A 19,472-nucleotide genomic window follows, 5' to 3' on the forward strand; every position below is an offset into this window, starting at 1 on the left:
AGTAACGTTCCCCGGATATCCGGGGTCCATTGTGAGGCATGGGTCCCGGCTCTGCGCCGCAGCGTTTCACGCTGCAGCGCGTCCGGGACACGAGAGGGCTTACAGCCGCTCCACGATCGTCACATTCGCCATGCCGCCGCCTTCGCACATGGTCTGCAGGCCATAGCGTTTGCCGCGCTGATGCAAGGCATGCACCAGCGTCGTCATCAGCTTGGTGCCGGAGCCGCCGAGCGGATGGCCGAGCGCGATGGCGCCGCCATTGACATTGAGACGTTCCGAATCGGCGCCGGTGGTCTTCAGCCACGCGGTCGGCACCGAGGCAAAGGCCTCGTTGACCTCGAACAGGTCGATGTCGTCGATCGCCATGCCGGCCTTCTCCAGCGCGCGCTTGGTGGCGTGCAGCGGTGCGTCGAGCATGATCACGGGATCGCCACCCATCATGGTCATGTGGTGGACGCGCGCCAGCGGCTTCACGCCGAGCTGCTTCAGGCCACGCTCGTTCACCACCATCACGCCGGAAGCGCCGTCGCAGATCTGGCTGGCGCTGGCCGCGGAGAGCTTGCCATTCTCGGCGATCAGCTTGACGCCCTTGATGCCGTCGAGTGTGGCGTCGAAGCGGATGCCCTCGTCGATGTGGTGGGTGTCCTTGGAGCCGTCGGCGCGGGTGATCTCAAGCGGCACGATCTCCGTCTTGAAACGGCCGGCCTGCGTCGCCGCGATCGCGCGCTGATGACTGTTGTAGGAGTACTCGTCGAGCTCATCCTTGGAGAGGCCGTACTTCTCGGCCATCATCTCGGCGCCGGTGAACTGGCTGAACACGATGTTGGGATAACGCTGCTCGATACCCGGGCTCTTGTAATTGCCAAAGCCGTTCTTGGCGGGAAGCTGCGACGACAGGCCCATCGGCACGCGCGTCATCGATTCCACGCCGGCGGCGATCACCACGTCCATCGCGCCCGACATAACGGCCTGCGCAGCAAAATGCAGCGCCTGCTGCGACGAGCCGCATTGGCGGTCGATCGAGGTGCCCGGCACGCTCTCCGGCAGTTTCGAGGCCATGATGGCGTTGCGCGCCACGTTGTTGGACTGCTCGCCGACCTGCATGACGCAGCCCATGATCACATCCTCGACCAGCGCGGGATCGACCTTGGTGCGGTCGACCAACTCGTCCAGCACCTTCGCGGCGAGATCGGCCGGATGCCATCCGGCGAGGCGGCCCCCCTTGCGCCCACCGGCGGTACGCGCAGCGGCGACGATATAAGCCTCGGCCATGTCGGTTTCTCCCTGGATTATTTTGAACGGTTGGTTGTCGGGGCGGGATTTAAGGGGCGACCGGTTGTTTAGTCAATCGATCAATTAACTCTTGTGGGGAGGCGCTGCTTGGGCTTATCTGCGGCCGCTCTTCCGCCAAAATCAGGGATCTCCGTGACTACCAGCGTACCGAACAGGCTCCCCAGCGGAAAGAATTCCACGGCAGAGAAATTGCTCGTGGCCGCGAGCGAGCTGATGATCGAACGCTCCTCGATCGAGATTTCCCTGAGCGACATCGCCCAGAAGTCCGGCGCCAACGCCGCGCTGGTCAAATATCACTTCGGCAACAAGGACGGCCTGCTGCTGGCGCTGCTCGAGCGCGACGCAGGAACGGAACTGTCCAACCTGGAATATCTGCTGGCGCAGCCGATCACGCCGACCGCGAAGCTGAAGCTGCACATCGGCGGCATCATCCGCGCCTATCACCGGTTTCCCTACATGAACCGGTTGATTCACTATCTGCTGCACGAGAGCGTCGCGGGCTCCGCGGACGAAGTCTCGAAATTCTTCGTCGCACCGCTGCTGGATTTCCATCGCCGCCTGCTCGCCGAAGGTGTCAGTCAGGGCGAATTCCGCGCCACCGATCCCGTGCTGTTCTACACCAGCCTGATCGGCGCCTGCGATCATTTGTTCTTCGGCCGGCACGCGATGTCACGCGCGACCGGCGTCGGCCCGGTCACCGACGACGTCTGCCGGCAATATATCAAGCACATGGAAACGCTGATCTGCGGCGGCATTCTCACGAATATCGAGGAAGCCGCCGCGGCCGGATGATCCGGCCAGAACGCAGAAGTCTAGAGAAGAAACGCCCAAGGAAAAGGTTCGAGGAAAGGTACAAGCGATGCAGTTGAAAGACGTAGCCGTTCTCATCACCGGCGGCGGGTCGGGCCTTGGTGCCGCGACCGCCCGCGCCATGGCCGCCAAGGGCGCCAAGATCGGCGTGATCGACCAGAGCAAGGAAAACGCCGAGAAGGTCGCCGCCGAAGTGAAGGGCATCGCGCTTCATGCCGACGTCACCAGCGAGGAGCAGATCAAGGCGGCGATCGCCAATGCGGAAGCCGCGCACGGCGTCGCGCGCGTGCTGATGAACTGCGCCGGCATCGGCGGCTCGCAGCGCATCGTCGGCCGCGATGGAGTCTACCCGCTGGAAAAGTTCGCGCGCATCATCAACGTCAATTTGATCGGCACGTTCAACTGCCTGCGTCTGTTCGCCGAGCGCTTGGTCACGATCGAGCCGGTCGGTGAAGAGCGCGGCGTCATCGTCAACACTGCTTCGGTCGCGGCTTACGAAGGCCAGATCGGCCAGATCGCCTATGCAGCGTCGAAGGGCGGCGTCGTCGGTCTCACGCTGCCGGCCGCGCGCGACCTCGCGAGCCAGAAGATCCGCGTCAACACCATCGCCCCCGGGCTATTCCTGACGCCGCTGCTGATGGGCTTGAACGAAGAGGCCCGCAAGAGCCTCGGTGCCCAGGTGCCGCATCCCGCGCGTCTCGGCGACGCCAATGAATACGGGTCGCTGGCCGTGCACATCGTCGAGAACCCAATGCTCAATGGCGAAACCATTCGCCTCGACGGCGCGATCCGCATGGCGCCGCGGTAGAGCTCTTTTTCCTTCTCCCCTTGTGGGAGAAGGTGGCGCGCTCCTGAGCGCGCCGGATGAGGGGTTCTCTCCACGATCTCACCTGTGGAGGCAGACCCCTCACCCGAGCGAATGCGCGGCGCGTGACGTACATGCCCTCTCCCACAAGGGAGAGGGCGCAGTAATCGGCACCATCGTTGCGGATGAAGGAAGTCGCGCGCATGTCCCAACCGCTGCTGATCGAGCACAATGACGGCGTCGACACCGTGACGCTCAATCGTCCTGAACACCTCAACGCGCTCGATCCTGCGTTGATCGACGCGCTCAACGTCTACTTCCAAGGCCTTCAGCGCAACCGCGACACGCGCGTCGTGGTGTTGAAGGGCGCCGGCAAGAATTTCTGTGCGGGCCTCGACCTCAAGGCGGCGATGGCGCGCCGTGCCGGCCAGCAGGAGCCGCCTGATGTCACCGAGTCGCTGGATTCGCAGCGGCGCATCGCCGACATCGTGATGCTGATGCGGCGCTGTCCGCAGCCGATCCTCGCGCTGGTACAGGGCGCGGCGGCCGGCGGCGGCTTTGGGCTGGCGCTCGCCTCCGACATCCGCATTGCGACGAGATCGGCGCGGATGAACTGCGCCTTCATCAAGCTCGGCCTTGGCGGCTGCGACATTGGCACCAGTTATTTTCTTCCACGCCTTGTCGGTGTCACCGTGGCATCGGAGCTGATCCTCACGGGACGCTTCATCGGCGCCGAGCGGGCGCTCGCGGTCGGGCTGGTCTCCGAGGTCGTCGACGAGGACAAGCTCGATGAGGCCGCCGAACCCTATGTCGACGCGATGATCACGGCCTCGCCCGTGGGCCTACGCCTGTCCAAAGAATGTCTCAACATGAGCGTCGATGCCGGATCGCTGGAAGCCGTAATCGCGATGGAGGATCGCAACCAGGTCCTGTGCAGCCGCTCCGAGGAATTTTCGGAAGGCATCAGGGCCTTCCTTGAGAAGCGAAAGCCTGTCTATATCAGGCGCTGACAATGAAGATCCGTAAAGGACGAGAAATTCCGGGAGACGCACTATGAGTGGAAGCGCGGCGGCGGTGATGACGAAACCCGCCTTTCGCAAGGTCAAGTGGCTTGGGCGCGACATCGACGTCGAGCGCCGCGACGACGGCACGGTGGTGCTGAAGTCGCGCATCCCGCTGCAGACCTACGAGAAGCATATTCCGGCTTCGCTGGCAAAATGGGCGAAGGAAGCGCCAGAGCGGATCTGGCTTGCCCAGCGCGGTGGCCCGAACCGCGAATGGCGCAAATTGTCCTATGGCGAAGCCAAGCGCATCGTGGATGCGCTGACGCAAGGCCTGCTTAACCTTGCGCTCGACGGCCGCCCGGTCACAATCCTCTCCGGCAATTCGATCGAGCACGCGCTGATGACGCAGGCCGCGATGCAGGCGCGCGTGCCGGCCGCGCCGGTCTCGCCGGCCTACTCCTTGATGAGCCATGATCACGTCAAGCTGAAATACCTGTTCGACCTGATCAAGCCCGGCGTGGTGATGGTGCAGGACGGCCCGACCTTCGAGAAGGCGCTGAAAGCGCTCGATCTCACCGGCGTCACCATCGTTCACGTCTTGCGGCCCTGCGATGGCATCGAGAGCGTCAGTTTTGCCGAGCTCGCGGCGACAGCTGTGACTGCCGATGTCGAAGCGTCGATCGCGAAGATCACGCCTGAGACCGTCGGCAAACTGCTGTTCACGTCAGGCTCGACCGGCATGCCCAAGGCCGTCATCAACACGCAAGCGATGATGTGCGCCAATGCGGCCATGATGATGCAGGTGCGGCCACGCGATCCCGGCGGTCCGATCTCGACCATGCTGGACTGGATGCCCTGGAACCACACCATGGGCGGCAATGCGGCGTTCCACCCGATCCTGGTCGATGGCGGCACGCTCTATATCGATGACGGCCGTCCGATGCCGGGGCAGTTCGAGGAGACTCTCCGGAATCTGCGCGAGATCTCGCCGACCTATTACGCCAACGTCCCCGCCGGCTATGCCGCGCTCGCCGCCGCCATGGAGAAGGACGAGGCGCTGTGCCGCTCCTTCTTCAAGAATCTCTCGATCATGGCCTATGGCGGCGCGCGGCTGCCTGATGACCTCTACGACCGCATGCAGGCTCTCGCCGTGAAGACCACCGGCGAGCGCATCGTGTTCTACACCGGCTGGGGCTCGACCGAGACCGCGCCGACATCGACCGGTACCTATTGGGACACCGAGCGCGTCGGCCTGATCGGCCTGCCGTTCCCCGGCGTCGAGTTGAAGATGGTGCCGTTCGGCTCGAAATACGAGCTGCGTCTGCGCGGCGTCAACGTCACGCCGGGCTATTTCGGCCAGCCTGACCTGACGAAGAAGATGTTCGACGAGGAAGGTTTTTATTGCATCGGCGACGCCGGAATCTTCGTCGACGACACCGATCCGGTGAAGGGCATCATCTTTGCCGGCCGGGTGGTCGAAGATTTCAAGCTGACCACCGGCACCTTCGTCCATGTCGGCTCGCTGCGCACCGATGCGATCGCCGCCGCGACGCCCGTCGTGCATGATGCCCTGGTCGCGGGGCAGGATCGCGCCTTCATCGGCTTGCTGGCCTGGCCGAACCTGCATGCCTGCCGTCAACTCGTCGGCAAGCCTGATCTCAGCTTCGAGGATGCAGTGACGCATCCCGAGGTGATCGCTTGCTTCAGGCGCGGGCTGGAAGCTCACAACCGGGAGTGCGAAGGCGCCAGCAGCCGCATCATCGCGCGCGCCATGCTGATGGCGGAACCGCCTTCGATCGACGGCAACGAGCTCACCGACAAGGGCTACATCAACCAGCGCGCCGGCCTGGAACGTCGTGCCGCGCTGGTGGGGCGGCTCTATGCTGACAAGCCTGACCAGGACGTCATCATTCTCAAGTAATCGACATCAGCAACACGGATACGCGCCATGAATTTCGATTTCTCCGACGACCAGAAGCAGCTCCGCGATCAGGCGCGCAAATTCCTCACCGAGAAGTGCCCACCCAAGGCAGTGCGCGCAGTCCTCGACGGCAAGGTGCCGTACGACAAGGAGCTGTGGAAAGGCCTCGCCGAGATGGGTTTTCTCGGCGTCGCCATTCCCGAGGATTTTGGTGGCGCCGGCGCCGGTCATCTCGAACTTTGCGTGATCGCCGAAGAGATGGGCCGGGCGAACGCACCGGTGCCGTTCTCCTCGACTGTTTACCTGGCTGCCGAAGCGCTGCTGATCGCGGGCAGTGACGCGCAGAAGAAAAAATGGTTGCCGGCCATTGCCTCGGGCGAGGCGATCGGCACGCTGGCGCTGTTCGAGGGCAAGGGCAATCCGTCACCGAAGAACGTCAAGCTCACGGCTGCGAATGGCGTGCTCAACGGGGTCAAGAAGCCGGTCGCCGATGGTACGATCGCCGACTTCGCGGTGGTGGCGGCACGCACGGGATCGAGCGGACGCGACGGCGACATCTCCTTGTTCATTGTCGATCTCAGGGCCGGCGGAGTCGAGGTGAAAAGCCTGACCAATCTCGATCCGACCCGCGGGCAGGCGGAGATCACTTTCAGGGATTGCAAGGCCGAGCCCCTGGGCGCGGCCGGCGAAGGCTGGAGCATCTTGACTCAAGTGCTCGATCGCGCTGCGGTGCTCTGCGCATTCGAGCAGGTGGGCGGCTCCGACCGCGCGCTGGAGATGGGCCGCGACTACGCGCTCGACCGCATCGCCTTCGGGCGACAGATCGGCTCGTTCCAGGCCGTCAAGCACATGCTGGCGGACATGTACGTGTCGGCAACGCTGGCGCGTTCCAACAGCTATTACGGCGCCTGGGCGCTCTCGACCAACGCCGCGGAGCTGCCGGAAGCCGCCGCCGCGGCCCGCATCAGCGCGACGCAGGCGTTCCAGCACTGCGCCAAGAACAACATCCAGGTTCACGGCGGCATGGGTTTCACCTGGGAGTTCGACTGCCACATGTACTACCGCCGCGCCAACGCGATGGCGCTCGGGCTCGGCAGCCTGTCCTATTGGGAAGACCAGTTGATCGACCGCATGCGCAAGAAGAACGCGGCGTAGGCGAAAGGCAACGTCATGAACTTCGACGACACTCTGCAAGAAGCCGAATTTCGCGCCACGGCTCGCGCCTGGATCGCGGCAAATGCGCCCAAGCAGTACGAGGAGGAGCTTCGCAAGTCCTCGCTCGGCCGCACGCAATTGAAGAACGCCAACATTCTGGAAGTGGCAAAGGCCTGGCAGAAGAAGAAGGCAGATGCCGGCTGGGCCTGCCTGCATTGGCCGAAGGAGTATGGTGGCCGCGGTTCGTCGCCGATCGAACGTGTGATCTGGCAGCAGGAAGAAGGGCCGTTCGGCCAGCTATCCCGCATGTTCATCATCGGCCACGGCATGTGCGGGCCGACCATGATGGCGTTCGCGCGCGAGGAGCATAAGCGCGCCTATTTGCCGCCACTCGCCTCCGGCGAAAAGGTCTGGTGCCAGCTGTTCTCCGAGCCCGCCGGCGGCTCCGACGTTGCGGGCCTACGCACGCGCGCCGAGAAGGATGGCGATGACTGGGTGATCAACGGCCAGAAGATCTGGACGTCGGGCGCGCACTATTCCGATTACGGCATTCTGCTCACCCGCACCGATCCGACCGTGCCCAAGCACAAGGGCCTTACCATGTTCTTCCTGGACATGAAGAGCCCTGGCGTCGAGGTGCGGCCGATCAAGCAGGCGAGCGGCGCTTCCGACTTCAACGAAGTCTATTTCACCAACGTCCGCATTCCCGATCACCAGCGCCTCGGCGAGGTCGGTGACGGCTGGAACGTCTCGCTGACCACGCTGATGAACGAGCGCAGCGCGATCGGCGCGGCCGTCTCGACCGGCTTCCCCGAGCTGTTCGAATATTGCTCCAGCCTGATGCTGGACGATGGCCCGGCAATCGAGGACCGCGCGGTGCGCGCGAAGCTGGCGAGCTGGGCGGCGAAAGCGAGCGGACTGAAATACACCAGCATGCGCGCGATCTCGGCGCTGTCGAAGGGCGAGCGTCCGGGACCGGAGAACTCCATTGGCAAGCTGGTCGCGGGCTCCATGATCCAGGATGTCGCGACCTATGCGCTGGATCTGCAAGGCGCTGCCGGTGTGATCAGCGGTGCCGAAGATTCCGAACTCGCCGGCCGCTTCCAGGCGATGCTGCTGCGCGCGCCGGGAACCCGTGTCGAAGGCGGCACTGACGAGATCATGCGCAACATCATCGCCGAGCGGGTGCTGGGCCTGCCCGGCGACATCCGTGTCGACAAGGACGTGCCGTTCAACAGGATCCTGACGAAGGGAAGAGGCTGATGATCCTCATCCTGAGGAGCCGCGGAGCGCGGCGTCTCGAAGGATGCAGGCCCAACGGGGGCCTCGTGGGTCGAGACGGCGCTGCGCGCCACTCACCATGAGGGACTAAGACAGAGCAAGAACGAAGAGGTCCGCCATGAATTTCGACGACACCCCGCAGGAAGCCGCCTTCCGCGAGACCGCGCGCAAATGGGTCGAGGCCAACGCGCCGAAGGAGTTTTTGGCTGAGCTGTCAAAATCCTCGCTCGGCCGCATCCGGCTGGCCAACCACGACATCGTCGATGTCGGCAAGGCCTGGCAGAAGAAGAAGGCCGAAGGCAATTGGGCCTGCCTGCATTGGCCCAAGGAATATGGCGGCCGCGGTGCGACGCCGATCGAGCGCGTGATCTGGCAGCAGGAGGAAGGCGTCTATGGCAAGCTGACGCAGCCGTTCCAGATCGGCGAGGGCATGTGCGGGCCAACCGTGATGGCTTTTGGCAGCGAGGAGGCCAAGCGGCGCCATTTGCCGAAGCTGGCCGCGGGCGAGGAGATCTGGTGCCAGCTGTTCTCCGAGCCATCAGCGGGCTCTGACGTCGCGGGCTTGCGCACGCGCGCGGAGAAGAAGGGCGACAATTGGGTCGTCAACGGCCAGAAGATCTGGACCTCGGGTGCGCACTATTCCGACTACGGACTTTTGATCGCGCGCACCGATCCCAATGTGCCCAAGCACAAAGGTCTCACCATGTTCTTCCTGGACATGAAGAGCCCCGGCGTCGAGGTGCGCCCGATCAAGCAGGCCAACGGCATGCAGGAGTTCAACGAGGTCTATTTCACCGACGTCGTCATTCCCGACAGCCAGCGTCTTGGCGCCATCGGCGAGGGCTGGAGCGTGTCGCTGACCACGCTGATGAACGAGCGCATGTCGATCGGCTCGCGGCTTGCGACCGGCGTCCCGGAGATGTTCGAGTTCTGCTCCAACCTGATGCTGGAGGATGGCCTCGCCATCGACGATCCCGCCGTGCGCTCAAAACTCGCGAGCTGGGCGGTGAAGTCGAGCGGGCTGAAATACACCAGCTACCGCGCGATCTCGGCGCTGTCCAAGGGCGAGCGGCCGGGACCGGAAAATTCGATCGGCAAGCTCGTCTCCGGCATGATGCTACAGGACATCGCAACCTATGCCATGGACCTCCAGGGCGCGGCCGGCGTTCTCACCGGCACGGACGAGGAGACCGTGCAGGGCCAGTTCCAGCAGATGCTGCTGTCCTCGCCTTCGATGCGCATCGCGGGCGGCACCGACGAGATCTTGCGCAACATCATCGCCGAGCGCGTGCTGGGATTGCCGGGCGACATCCGCGTGGACAAGGACGTGCCGTACAACAAGATTCCGACCAAGGGGCGTTGACATCTCGTGTCCCGGACGCGCGAAGCGCGAGCCGGGACCCAAGAGCCATAATAGACAGGCCACAATGGGCCCCGCCTCAGCGCCGCATCACTTCGTGCTGCGTCGCGTCCGGGGCACGAAAGCGAGCTTAAGCAATGGACGCTGCAGTCAATCATAACAACCGCATCGGCGTGCTCGAAGAGCTGCTCAACGAGCGCTACTCGGTGCGCGCCTTCCTGGCCAAGGAAGTCGATCGCGCGACGATCGAGCACGTGCTGACCACCGCCCAGCGCACGGCGTCCTGGTGCAACAGCCAGCCCTGGCAGGTCGTCATCGCCAGCGGCGAGGCCAAGGAGCGTTTCCGCAAGCTGATCTACAAGGAGGCTTCGGGCGGGCTCGGGGACGACTATGATTTCACGCCGCCGCGCGAATATCTCGGCGCTTATCTCGAACGCCGCCGCGAGAGCGGTTTTCAGCTCTACAACACGCTCGGCATCGCGCGCGGAGACAAGATGGCCTATGCCAAGCAGGCGCTGGAGAACTACAATTTCTTCGGCGCGCCGCATGTGGCCATCATCCATACCGACGAGCCGCTCGGCATCTACGGTGCGATCGATTGCGGCGCCTATGTCTCGAACTTCATGCTGGTCGCGCAGGCGCTCGGGCTCGGCACAATTCCGCAGGCGGCGCTCGCGCGCCACTCCGGCCTGATCCGCCGCCATTTCAATTTGCCTGATGATCGCCGCATCGTTTGCGGTATCTCGTTCGGCTATGCCGACAATGCCCACAAGGTCAACAGCTACCGGACGTCGCGTGCGAGCCTGGCCGAGACCGTGACCTTCGTGGACGAGTGATCGAGGCGATGCACGCTTCGTATTGGACGTGATCCCGTTCGCGCGAAAAGACGGCCGCGGATGCGGCCGCCTTCATCGCGGTCTCAGTTCGATTGACGCCGGCCGTCAGCCGCCGCTGCCGCCGATCACGGCGCGAATGGTCTCGTCGGGCCCGAAATCCTCGGCGCCGTCGACATAGAGCAGCGCCGCGAGCTTGGAGCGCGCACGGTTGACGCGGCTCTTGATCGTGCCGACTGCGCAGCCGCAGATCGAAGCCGCGTCCTCATAGGAGAAGCCGGAGGCGCCGACGAGGATCAGCGCTTCACGCTGGTCCTGCGGAAGCTTGTCGAGCGCCGTGCGGAATTCCTCGAACTCAAGATGGGCGTTCTGCGAGGGCTGCGTCTTCAGCGTCTTAGCATAATTGCCTTCGGCATCCTCGACTTCCCGCCGCCGCTTGCGATAGTCGGAGCGGAACAGGTTGCGCAGGATCGTGAACAGCCATGCCGGCAGATTGGAGCCGGGCTGGAACGAGTCGATGTTGGCGAGCGCCCGCAACAGCGTCTCCTGGACCAAATCGTCGGCGCGGTCCGCATTGCCGCTGAGCGAGATGGCAAACGCGCGCAGACTGGGCACGGCCGCCAGGATGTCGTTACGCAGGGAATCCGTGAGAGGCATCAATCCCTCCCATTGTTGTCGTTAGAGCCGCCACCATTTTCCACTTGGGGGGTCGCTCCCGGCGCATCAAGTTTCTTGATCAGTTCCGCGAACCGGTCCGGAACCCCCTGCCGCACCACGTCGTCGTACATGGCGCGCAGCTGGTGCCCGATCCGGGACTGGATCTCCGGAGTGAGCCCTCCCTTGCCGGGGGTCGTGCTTTTGCTGGCTTGAGACTTGAGATCTTTCATGACCTGTTCCACGTTTCCCCGAGTTAAGTAGCTGTAAAATCGAGAAGTTCTCTCAACCGGGAGCCGTTCCCTGGATAGGCTCAATGCGAGCTGCGAGAAAAAGTTCCGCCCCCATGCGGAACTTTTCTTGGTCTGAGGCGTAATCAGCCCAGCAGGGGAACCCGGGCCCCCCGCCTAACGCCTGCACGTCAAGGTCGGCCCGAAGATGATATGGAGTGGGGATGTCCCGTTCACAGCTCGTTGCTGAACACTTGCCGTTGTTGCGCCGGTACGCACGCGCCCTGACGGGCAGCCAGTCCTCCGGTGACGCCTATGTCGCAGCCATGTTGGAAGCCATGCTGGGAGATCCGTCGGTGCTCGACGAGAGCCACGGGCCGCGCGCCGGCCTGTTCCGGCTGTTCACCCAAATCTGGAATTCCGTTTCCGTCAACGACGATTCCGAGGTGACGAACCTGCCGATGCCGCCGGAGCGGCGGCTGTCCAACATCACGCCCTTGCCGCGGCAAGCCTTCCTGCTGCTCTCGCTCGAGGGATTTTCGGAAGAAGAGGTCGGCTACATTCTCGGCACCGACGTCGGTGAGACGCGCCGGCTTGCGGATGCCGCAGGGCGTGAGATGGCAGCCGAGATCGCCACTGACGTGCTGATCATCGAGGATGAGACCTTCATCGCCATGGATCTCGAGAGCCTGGTGAAGAACCTCGGCCACAATGTCGTCGGCGTCGCCCGCACCCACGCCGATGCGGTCGCGCTGGCAAAGAACAAGCGACCGGGCCTGATCCTCGCCGACATCCAGCTCGCCGACGGCTCGTCGGGCCTCGACGCCGTCAACGAGCTGCTCCGCACCTTCGAAGTGCCGGTGGTGTTCATCACCGCATACCCCGAGCGCTTCCTCACCGGCGAGCGACCGGAGCCGGCCTTCCTGATCTCGAAACCGTTCCAGCCGGCGATGGTGTCGGCGGTGGCGAGCCAGGCGCTGTTCTTCCAGCGCAACTCCCGCAACCGCGCGCCGAAGGTACCGGCGGCGTAACGAAGGCGCCAGCGCCCGGCATTTTGACGAAATCCGATCCGGCGTGCCGCAAGGTGCGCCGGATTTTTGTTGATCCGGTTGTCACGCTTGACGGCCATCGAATTCGCCGCTCATACCTCGCGCAGCGGCCGTTGCAGCCGCGGTGCCATCGGAGACGTGTTCATGGACCAGCAACTCCTCGATCGCCTCGCCATCCGCGACCTCGTCGAGAACTGGGCGGTGTGGCGCGATGCCGGCGATTGGGAGCGTTTTGCCACCGTCTGGCACGAGGAAGGCTGGATGTCCGCCACCTGGTTTCAGGGGCCGGCGCGGGATTTCATGCGGGTCAGCCAGGAGGGGTTCGCCAAGGGCGTGCGCATCCTGCATTTCCTCGGTGGCTGCAGCATCGATCTCGAGGGGGCGCGCGCCATCGCGCAGACCAAGATGACCATCTCGCAGCGCGCACCGGTGCACGACGTGCCCTGCGACGTCGTCTGCACCGGGCGCTTCTACGATTTCCTGGAGAAGCGGCAGGGAAAATGGGGCATCGTCCGCCGCCAGCCGATCTACGAGAAGGACCGGATCGACCCGGTTGATCCCTCCGCGACGCTTCAGCTCGACCAGAAAGCCCTTGCCGCGCTGCCCGAAGGCTACCGCCACCTCGCCTACATGCAGGAGCTGATCGGCTACAAGGTCAAGCGCGACATGCCAGGCCTCACCGGGCCCGAGGTTGAGAAGCTCTATGCGGAGGGGCGGGAGTGGCTTGCGGGGAAGGCGAACTGAACGCCAGACAAAAGTAAGGCGCGACTGGCATCACCACAGTCGCGCCCTACGTCGCCGGCTTATGGGGCAGGGGGGAATAGCCGGCTGTTGATACGACTCCCGTCCCTGAAAGTCGTTCCAGGGGGTTGCAAAATTTTTCGTGGGGCCATCCTTTTCGCACCCTGCCTTTTCGCACACGGTTAAGTGATCTTAACGCCTGAGAACTCTGGGTCCTCTCCTCGCGTTGTTCCCGCGATCGCCATGGGGCGAGGGACCGACAGCCATGTCACAGATTCAAAAGGTATTTTTAGGCGCCGTCGCGATCGCCGCGACGCTTGGCGCCGTCCAGGTCGGCGCCGTGCAGCTGGCCTCCGGCCATGATCCGGCCGACCGCTGGCAGGCGGTCGCTGACAAGCCGGGCCATAACGTCAATCGCTCCAGCAAAGCGGACCGGCTGGCCGACATCAAGCAGGCTGAGGTTCCGACCCGCACCGTGTCGATGCGGCTGAACGATCTGGCCGACACGTCGGTGCTGCTGCGGGTCCCCGCGGTGATCGAGACCGGCAACGCCAAGCCGCCGGTGTTGCTCCCGGACCAGAAGCAGAGCCGCAAAAAGCCGACGATCGCCTGCGAGCCGATGGTCAGCTCCCTGACCGAGGTCGCAAAGCTGCTCCAACCCGGCCGCTGTGTGACTTGATCGGCTTTGGCCACGGACAAGTCGCCCTCCGCCCGGAGGGCGATTGCTGACGTCTACTTGATCCCCTGCCCCCTCGCGTTATATCCCGGGTTTCTTCCTCTTTGGATTGACCGGGTAAACGCATGACGACGTCAGACACGGCTGTGCATACGCAGCCCTTCCAGGCCGAGGTTTCCGAGCTTCTGCACCTGATGGTGCATTCCGTCTATTCCGAGACCGATATCTTCCTGCGCGAGCTCGTCTCCAATGCCTCTGACGCCTGCGACAAGCTGCGCTATGAGGCCATCGCGAATCCGGCGCTGCTGGGCGAAGGCGACGCGCTCAAGATCCGGATCATTCCGAACAAGACGGCCGGAACGCTTGCGATCGCCGACAATGGCATTGGCATGGAGCGGCAGGAGCTGATCGACCACCTCGGCACCATCGCCCGCTCGGGCACCAAGGCCTTCGTATCGAAGCTCAAGGAGGCCAAGGATGGTCTCGGCCTGATCGGCCAGTTCGGCGTCGGCTTCTATTCCGCCTTCATGGTAGCCGACAAGATCGTCGTGGTGAGCCGCCGCGCCGGCGAGAGCGACGTCTGGACCTGGACGTCCTCGGGCGGCTCGGGCTTCGAGATCGCGCGTGCCAGCGAGGAGGATGCGGGCCGCGTGCAGCGCGGCACCGAGATCGTCCTGCATCTCAAGGACGATGCGAAGAAATATCTCGAAGCTTACGAGATCGAACGTATCGTCGGCGCTTATTCCGACAACATCCTCTTCCCCATCGAGCTCGTGCCTGAAGGGGGCGAACCGCGTCAGATCAATTCTGCGAGCGCGCTGTGGCAGCGCTCGAAATCCGAGCTCACGCCGGAAGACTACAAGAAGGCCTATCAGCAGATCGCCTCCGCCTTCGACGATCCCGCGATGACGCTGCATTATCGCGCGGAGGGACGTTACTCCTACGCCGTGCTGCTGTTCGCGCCCTCGACGAAGCCGTTCGACCTGTTCGAACCGAACCGCAAGGGGCGCGTCAAGCTCTATGTCCGCCGCGTGTTCATCACTGACGATGCCGATCTGCTGCCGGGCTATCTCCGCTTCATCCGCGGCGTCGTCGACAGCGAGGATCTCCCGCTCAACATTTCCCGCGAGATGCTTCAGAACAATCCGCAGCTCGCGCAGATCCGCAAGGCCGTGGCGACCCGCGTGCTGTCCGAGCTCGAAAGCCTGGCGGAGAAGGATCCGGAGAACTTCGCGAAGATCTGGGAGGCCTTCGGCGCGGTGCTGAAGGAAGGCATCTACGAGGATTTCGAACGCCGAGAAAAGCTGCTCGCGCTGTCGCGTTTCACCACGACCTCGGGCGAGAAGCGCTCGCTCAAGGACGTCGTCGCCGGTTTCAAGCCGAACCAGACCGAGATCTATTATCTCGTCGGCGACAGCATCGACCGGCTGAAGTCGAACCCCCGGCTCGAGGCGGCGACTGCGCGCGGCATCGAAGTTCTGCTGCTGTCCGATCCCGTCGACGCCTTCTGGACCTCGATGCCCTCGGAGTTTGACGGCAAGCCGCTGAAGTCGCTGAGCCAAGGCGATCTCAATCTCGACCTGATCCCGCGCGTCGACGAAGCCGACGAGGCGAAAAAGGACGAGCCGCCCGCCGACGAGGCCGCCACCATCGCGGTGATCAAGGCCGCGCTCGGCGAGCGCGTCAGCGACGTCAAGGCCTCGACGCGTCTTACCAGCTCCGCGTCCTGCCTCGTCGCCGACAGCCAGGGCCCGAGCCGCGAGCTCGAGCGCATCCTGTCTCAGCAGAACCGTGGCATGCGCACCAAGCCGATCCTTGAGATCAACCTGCGCCATCCGCTGGTGACGGCGATCACGAAGGCTCAGGCCGGCTCCAAGATGGTTGACGATCTCAGCCTGCTCCTGCTCGAACAGGCGCAGATCCTAGACGGCGAGCTGCCGGAGGACCCTGCGGCGTTTGCGGCAAGGTTGAACCGGCTGGTGTTGCAAGGGCTCGGCGCGTAGCGGGCGCAGTGCACCGCACTCACCTTGCCGTCATCTGCGCGCAGGAACGGTCGCCTCTGCCATGGTGTTATGCCATACGAGGTGGCCGGCATCCGGGCCGCCGACATGGCCGACATGACAGATTCGAGGATTTCTCCATGCGTTTGCCGATCCTGACCCTGACCGCAATTGCCACGCTGTTCGTGGCGGCAGATGCCAGCGCCCAGACCTACGATCCGCGTTACCCGGTGTGCATGCACGTCTATACGCCCGGTAGTTTTGGCGGGGGCGGTGGCGATTATTTCGATTGCTCCTTCACCTCGCTGCCGCAGTGCCGCGCCACGGCCTCGGGCCGCTCGGCAAGCTGCGACGTCAATCCCTACTATGCGTTCGACCAACCCCCGCCGCCGCCGCGCCGGCGCCACAAGAACGTGCACTAGCGATCCGCAACGGCCTTCAGGGGGAATTTTCATGCATCGCTTGTTCGGCCTGATCATGACCGTCGGTGCCCTGCTCACGGCCGCGCCGTCGCATGCACAGACCTTCGATCCGCGCCATCCCGTCTGCATGCACGTCTATTCCGGTGCAAACGGCGGTGGCGGGGAGTGGTACGATTGCTCCTTCACCTCAGTGCCGCAGTGCCGAGCTACGGCTTCCGGCCGCTCCGCCAGCTGCGATCTCAATCCGTATTATCCGTTCAACGCACCGCCGCAGCGCTTGCGCCATCAGCGAGGCGGCTAGGGCTCACCGCCCGTTCGGCCGTCAATCAGACGGAGTATGCAGGGCTAGCTGCCGTGGGGCGCCTCGTTGGCCGCGGTGACGATCGCGTCGGTCAACTGCCAGGTCATCTTGTCCGTGGTCCAGTCGCTTGCGTGCAGCCTGCTGTCGTCGCCCGGGTCGACCATGCGGTCGAACGAAATTCTTGCAACGTCGTGCCAGCCCTTCATCAGCGCGAAGCGGCGAAAGACGTTGACCCGCTTTGCATGCGCGATCTCGCTGATCGCTGCGACCATCGCGTTCGCCTTGTCGGCCTTGGCCGGCGTCAGCACCGCCGGCACATATTGCAGATCCATTAGGATGACGTCGATCCCTCCGTCCACAAGCAGCTGATCGACGCCGTCAGCGATGGCCCTCCTGGTTTCGTCGAAGGTCGGTGGATTCTGATCGGCCGATTGCCACACCGCATTGGTGCCGACCTGCCAGATCACGAGATCCGGCTTCTGGTCGAAGACGTCGTGCTTGAACCGCAAAAGCTCCTTGGGAGCCTCTTCGCCGCCGACGCCCCGGTTGATGACATCGATCCCGGGCTTCGGAAATATGCTCCGAAGGTCCGCCAGCAATCGTTGCGGATAGGGCGCGATGCCTCCTTCGCCCGCCGTGGTCGACGAGCCGATCGCGACCACCTTGACCTGTCCGCGCCTCAGGCCATTGGCAAAATTGGTCAGCGGCTGCTCGAACGGCGCGGCCTGGACGGGAAATTCAGACGAGCCGAGAGCCACAGGTCGTCTCCCTTTCGCAACCGGGACAATGCAGGGTCAAAAAGACTAACCCGTTTGCCCGGAGCCGCCTAGCCTCACGCCCCGACAACTGGCTTTGCTATTGCAAGAACTGCCAGGCGGCGCACCTCGATCGCCTCCGGTTTGGTAAAGGATCACTAGAGTTAATCGTGCACTAACCCGGTTTTACCTTGTCTCTTAACATCTGGGCAGGGCGTGCGAGCTAAGCTGCCGGAAACCCGCAGACACGTAAAGAATGAACGGCATGACAACCGGCGTCATCGAGCAACCGAAAGCCGCGCGCGCACCTTCGGCTTCGAAAATCTGGCTGAAGGCGATCGAGCTCACCGCACGGATCGAGACGTTGCCGGGCCGGCTGTTCGCCGATGTCGTCGACGATTGGGCGCAGCGCCAGCCAGATCGCGTTGCGCTGACCACCGATGACGCGAGCCTCGACTATGAGGGACTTTCGAAACGCATCAATCGTTATGCGCGCTGGGCGCGCTCGGCCGGTGTGGCCAAGGGCGGCACTGTCGCGCTGATCATGCCGAACGGCATCGATTATGTCGCGGCCTGGCTCGGCATCAGCCGCGTCGGCGGCGTGGTCGCGCTGATCAACACCAAGCTCGTCGGGCACTCGCTCGCGCATTGCGTCGGAGTCGCAAAGCCCGCTCACATCATTGTTGCGCATGAGCTTGCAGCGGAGCTGTCCGGCGCGTTGCCGCACTTGAAGACGGAAGCAAAGGTCTGGACCCACGGCGATGCCCGCAGCGAGCGTCCGATCGATGTCGCGCTCGACGCCCTCGATGACCGGCCGCTTTCGCCGGACGAGCGTGGTGACGTCACCATCGACGACCGGGCCCTGCTGATCTACACGTCCGGGACGACCGGCCTGCCGAAAGCCGCAAGCATCAGCCACCGCCGCATCCTCAATTGGGGCTTTTGGTTCGCCGGCCTCACCGGCGCGACGCCGCAGGACCGGCTCTACGATTGCCTGCCGCTGTTCCACTCGGTTGGCGGCATCGTGGCACCATGCAGCATGCTCGCTGCCGGGGGCTCGGTTGTGATCGCAGATAAATTCTCAGCCTCGAATTTCTGGCCCGACATCGTGCGCCACGACTGTACGCTGTTCCAGTATATCGGCGAGCTCTGCCGCTATCTGCTCAAGGCGCCGCCGTCGGAATACGAGAACCGGCATCGCCTGCGGCTCGTCTGCGGCAACGGCCTACGCGGTGACATCTGGGACGATTTTCAGGCGCGTTTCGCCATTCCGCGCATCCTCGAATTCTACGCGGCGACGGAAGGCAATTTCTCGCTGTTCAACGTCGAGGGCCAGCCCGGCGCGATCGGCCGCGTTCCGCCGTTGCTTGCGCATCGTTTCCCTGCCGGTCTCGTCAAGCTCGAGCCCGATAACGGCGCCCCGCTGCGCAATGCGGAGGGGTTTTGTATCCCCTGCGCGCGCGGCGAGGCCGGCGAAGCCATAGGCCGCATCGGCACGGCGGATGAGGGCGGCGGCCGCTTCGAGGGCTACACCGAGGCGAGCGAGACCGAGAAGAAGATCCTGCGCGATGTCTTTGCCAAGGGCGATTCCTGGTTCCGCACCGGCGACCTGATGCGGCTCGACGAGAAGGGCTTCTTCCACTTCGTCGACCGCATCGGCGACACCTTTCGCTGGAAGGGCGAGAACGTCGCGACTTCGGAGGTCAACGACGCCATGCGGGGTTTCACTGGCGTGATCGACGCCACCACCTACGGCGTCGGCATTCCCGGCACCGACGGCCGCGCCGGCATGAGTGCGATCGTGGTGAACGAAGGCTTCGCCGTCGAGGCACTGCCCGCCCATCTCGCACAGCGCCTGCCCGCCTATGCTCATCCCGTCTTCATACGCATCTCGCGCGAGCTCGATGCGACCGAGACGTTCAAGCAGAAGAAGGGCGAGCTCGCGCGCGAGGGATTTGATCCCGGCGCGGTCTCCGATCCGCTGTTCATGCTGGACCCGAAGACCGGCGCCTATGTCGCGCTGGACGCGGAGACGTATGCGCAAATCAACCAGGGTACGATCCGGCTCTAGCCGCGCGAAAATCCGCCAGATAGGTCCAATTTTATCCGAATTGTCCAAGAAGCCATTTACTTCTGTCGGGTAAACAAACGGGCAAGGGAGGCGGTCATCAAGAACCGCCGC

General features: G+C 63.8%; 19 protein-coding genes. 15 read left to right on the plus strand and 4 right to left on the minus strand.

Features of this window, described 5'->3' with window-relative positions; genetic code table 11:
* Nucleotides 1-99 precede the first annotated feature (99 nt).
* Nucleotides 100-1,272, minus strand: a complete 1,173-nt coding sequence (locus tag IVB54_RS04235) for an acetyl-CoA C-acetyltransferase (protein WP_018453284.1) — start codon at nucleotides 1,270-1,272, stop codon at nucleotides 100-102.
* Between the two features lie 210 nt (nucleotides 1,273-1,482).
* On the opposite strand from IVB54_RS04235, the gene IVB54_RS04240 reads away from it, so the two are divergent.
* From IVB54_RS04240 to IVB54_RS04275, 8 genes are all read left to right on the plus strand, one after another.
* Nucleotides 1,483-2,085 (plus strand): TetR family transcriptional regulator, encoded by a 603-nt coding sequence (locus IVB54_RS04240; protein ID WP_018453285.1) that lies wholly within the window; start codon nucleotides 1,483-1,485, stop codon nucleotides 2,083-2,085.
* Between the two features lie 67 nt (nucleotides 2,086-2,152).
* On the plus strand, nucleotides 2,153-2,911 hold the full coding sequence (locus IVB54_RS04245) for an SDR family NAD(P)-dependent oxidoreductase (protein WP_018453286.1): 759 nt from the start codon (nucleotides 2,153-2,155) through the stop codon (nucleotides 2,909-2,911).
* Nucleotides 2,912-3,111: 200 nt separating this feature from the next.
* A complete protein-coding gene (locus IVB54_RS04250) occupies nucleotides 3,112-3,918 on the plus strand; it encodes an enoyl-CoA hydratase/isomerase family protein (RefSeq protein ID WP_247360915.1) in 807 nt (268 codons plus the stop codon).
* A 43-nt stretch (nucleotides 3,919-3,961) separates the two neighbouring features.
* Nucleotides 3,962-5,833 carry an AMP-binding protein gene (locus IVB54_RS04255; protein ID WP_018453288.1) on the plus strand — a complete coding sequence of 624 codons (1,872 nt, stop codon included), beginning with the start codon at nucleotides 3,962-3,964 and terminating at the stop codon, nucleotides 5,831-5,833.
* A 27-nt stretch (nucleotides 5,834-5,860) separates the two neighbouring features.
* Nucleotides 5,861-6,988 (plus strand): acyl-CoA dehydrogenase family protein, encoded by a 1,128-nt coding sequence (locus IVB54_RS04260; RefSeq protein WP_018453289.1) that lies wholly within the window; start codon nucleotides 5,861-5,863, stop codon nucleotides 6,986-6,988.
* Between the two features lie 15 nt (nucleotides 6,989-7,003).
* The gene (locus IVB54_RS04265) at nucleotides 7,004-8,251 is read left to right on the plus strand and encodes an acyl-CoA dehydrogenase (protein WP_018453290.1); all 1,248 of its coding nucleotides are present in this window, start codon (nucleotides 7,004-7,006) and stop codon (nucleotides 8,249-8,251) included.
* A gap of 136 nt (nucleotides 8,252-8,387) precedes the next feature.
* Complete coding sequence (locus IVB54_RS04270) at nucleotides 8,388-9,632, plus strand: acyl-CoA dehydrogenase (RefSeq protein ID WP_018453291.1); 1,245 nt, start codon at nucleotides 8,388-8,390, stop codon at nucleotides 9,630-9,632.
* A gap of 134 nt (nucleotides 9,633-9,766) precedes the next feature.
* Nucleotides 9,767-10,465: a nitroreductase gene (locus IVB54_RS04275; RefSeq protein ID WP_018453292.1), complete on the plus strand. Its 699-nt coding sequence runs from the start codon at nucleotides 9,767-9,769 to the stop codon at nucleotides 10,463-10,465.
* Between the two features lie 105 nt (nucleotides 10,466-10,570).
* Here IVB54_RS04275 and IVB54_RS04280 read toward each other — a convergent pair whose 3' ends face one another.
* Nucleotides 10,571-11,119 (minus strand): sigma-70 family RNA polymerase sigma factor, encoded by a 549-nt coding sequence (locus IVB54_RS04280; protein ID WP_007597240.1) that lies wholly within the window; start codon nucleotides 11,117-11,119, stop codon nucleotides 10,571-10,573.
* Nucleotides 11,119-11,349 (minus strand): NepR family anti-sigma factor, encoded by a 231-nt coding sequence (locus IVB54_RS04285; protein WP_026232505.1) that lies wholly within the window; start codon nucleotides 11,347-11,349, stop codon nucleotides 11,119-11,121. The genes IVB54_RS04280 and IVB54_RS04285 overlap by 1 nt, the downstream gene beginning before the upstream one ends.
* A gap of 221 nt (nucleotides 11,350-11,570) precedes the next feature.
* Between IVB54_RS04285 and IVB54_RS04290 the strand changes: the two genes are divergently transcribed.
* From IVB54_RS04290 to IVB54_RS04315, 6 genes are all read left to right on the plus strand, one after another.
* Nucleotides 11,571-12,377: a response regulator gene (locus IVB54_RS04290; RefSeq protein WP_007597237.1), complete on the plus strand. Its 807-nt coding sequence runs from the start codon at nucleotides 11,571-11,573 to the stop codon at nucleotides 12,375-12,377.
* A gap of 162 nt (nucleotides 12,378-12,539) precedes the next feature.
* A complete protein-coding gene (locus tag IVB54_RS04295) occupies nucleotides 12,540-13,139 on the plus strand; it encodes a nuclear transport factor 2 family protein (protein WP_026232506.1) in 600 nt (199 codons plus the stop codon).
* Nucleotides 13,140-13,401: 262 nt separating this feature from the next.
* On the plus strand, nucleotides 13,402-13,815 hold the full coding sequence (locus IVB54_RS04300) for a hypothetical protein (protein WP_018453296.1): 414 nt from the start codon (nucleotides 13,402-13,404) through the stop codon (nucleotides 13,813-13,815).
* Between the two features lie 122 nt (nucleotides 13,816-13,937).
* Entirely contained in the window at nucleotides 13,938-15,815 is a 1,878-nt protein-coding gene (gene htpG / locus IVB54_RS04305; protein WP_247299309.1) for a molecular chaperone HtpG, read from the plus strand.
* 137 nt (nucleotides 15,816-15,952) lie between these two features.
* A complete protein-coding gene (locus IVB54_RS04310; RefSeq protein ID WP_018453298.1) occupies nucleotides 15,953-16,234 on the plus strand; it encodes a DUF3551 domain-containing protein in 282 nt (93 codons plus the stop codon).
* A gap of 31 nt (nucleotides 16,235-16,265) precedes the next feature.
* Complete coding sequence (locus IVB54_RS04315; protein WP_247777080.1) at nucleotides 16,266-16,535, plus strand: DUF3551 domain-containing protein; 270 nt, start codon at nucleotides 16,266-16,268, stop codon at nucleotides 16,533-16,535.
* Nucleotides 16,536-16,579: 44 nt separating this feature from the next.
* Here IVB54_RS04315 and IVB54_RS04320 read toward each other — a convergent pair whose 3' ends face one another.
* Nucleotides 16,580-17,293 carry an SGNH/GDSL hydrolase family protein gene (locus IVB54_RS04320; RefSeq protein WP_018453299.1) on the minus strand — a complete coding sequence of 238 codons (714 nt, stop codon included), beginning with the start codon at nucleotides 17,291-17,293 and terminating at the stop codon, nucleotides 16,580-16,582.
* A 253-nt stretch (nucleotides 17,294-17,546) separates the two neighbouring features.
* Here IVB54_RS04320 and IVB54_RS04325 point away from each other — a divergent pair, with 253 nt between their 5' ends.
* Complete coding sequence (locus IVB54_RS04325) at nucleotides 17,547-19,361, plus strand: long-chain-acyl-CoA synthetase (RefSeq protein ID WP_018453300.1); 1,815 nt, start codon at nucleotides 17,547-17,549, stop codon at nucleotides 19,359-19,361.
* The last annotated feature ends 111 nt before the right edge of the window (nucleotides 19,362-19,472 follow it).

Origin of the sequence: Bradyrhizobium sp. CW1 (assembly GCF_023100665.1) — a bacterium.
GTDB lineage: Bacteria > Pseudomonadota > Alphaproteobacteria > Rhizobiales > Xanthobacteraceae > Bradyrhizobium > Bradyrhizobium canariense_D.